Source organism: Duganella qianjiadongensis (genome assembly GCF_009857915.1).
In the GTDB taxonomy this organism is placed as follows: domain Bacteria; phylum Pseudomonadota; class Gammaproteobacteria; order Burkholderiales; family Burkholderiaceae_D; genus Rugamonas; species Rugamonas qianjiadongensis.
The window spans coordinates 1-1342 of record NZ_WWCM01000054.1; the positions used below are offsets into that span (position 1 = coordinate 1).

The 1342-nt window shown below is 56.7% G+C and carries 1 protein-coding gene; it reads right to left on the minus strand.

Going from position 1 to position 1342, the window contains the following annotated elements:
• Nucleotides 1-42: 42 nt before the first annotated feature.
• The gene (locus GTP27_RS23230; protein ID WP_161041455.1) at nucleotides 43-1287 is read right to left on the minus strand and encodes an IS256 family transposase; all 1245 of its coding nucleotides are present in this window, start codon (nucleotides 1285-1287) and stop codon (nucleotides 43-45) included.
• Nucleotides 1288-1342 lie beyond the last annotated feature (55 nt).

The following is a 1342-nucleotide window of genomic DNA, read 5'->3' on the forward strand; positions in this document are numbered from 1 at the left end:
GGACCTGTCAGGAATTTTGTGTGCCGGGGTCGCGGTTCGTAGTTAATTAATCGCGTTGGTGAAGCGTTCCCCAAACAGAATGGCAAACTGGTTTGCTGCCATCTTCCAAGTTCGCTGCGGCATCTTCCAGTCTTTTTCAATATTGCGCAAGGCCAGGTACAGTAATTTAGTCGCCGCCTCGTCGCTCGGGAAGTGTCCTCGGTTCTTAACGATCTTCCGCAAGCGCATATGCAGGCTCTCGATGGCGTTCGTTGTGTAGATGATTGAACGTACTTCCGGCGGATAGGCAAAGAACGGAATCACCTGCTCCCACTGGCGCCGCCACATCGTCACCACCGTCGGGAAGCGCTGGCCCCATGGGCCCTCCGCAAAGGCGTCTAATGCCGCTGCAGCCGCGTCGGCGTTGGCGGCCTGGTAGACCGGTTTAAGTGCCGCTGCGAGCTCCTTACGGTCCTTCCAAGAGGCCAGTGTCATCGAATTGCGGATCAAGTGCACAATACAGGTCTGGATATGCGCCTGAGGGAACACTGCCTCAATCGCTTCAGGGAAGCCGCGCAGGCCATCGACAACGGCAATCAGAATGTCTTCCAACCCTCGGTTGCGCAGTTCGTTGAAGACCTTCAGCCAGAATTTGGCACCTTCAGTTTGCTCGATCCACAGGCCCAGAACCTCCTTGCGGCCATCGGCACGAATACCCAGCGCCAGATACACCGCCTTGTTCTTGACGGTGCCTTCATCGCGGATCTTCAAGCGCAATGCATCAAAGTAGACGATGGGGTACATCGCTTCAAGCGGGCGTTGCTGCCATTGCGCCACTTCCTCCATGACCTCATCGGTGATCGTGGAGATCAGGTCAGGCGACACCTCGGTGCCGTACAGTTCCAGCAAATGTGCCTGAATCTCGCGCACGGTCATGCCGCGTGCATACATGCCGATCACGTGGTCATCAAAGCCCGGCATGCGGCGCTGGTGCTTGGCGACCAGCTTTGGCTCAAAGCTGGAAAGACGGTCACGTGGGATCTCCAGTTCCAGCTCGCCGCCCGGTGCCAGAACGGTTTTACGGCTCTTGCCGTTACGGTGGTTCTTGGCGTCGCCTTCGGTGGCGAGATGGTGGGTCAATTCGGCGGTCAGCATGCGCTCAGCCAGCATCTTTTTGAGCTGGCCCGCCAGGCCTGACTCCCCGAGAATCGATTCGGCATCCTTGTTCTCGACCTGAGCCAGCAACTGGTCGATCAGTTCAACGGGAAACGGGTACTGCTTCTTGGTTTTTGGCTTCTTAGTGGTCATTACGTCGGTCATGGAAAATCCCTTTCGGTATTATTTCATGACCCCGGATTCACAC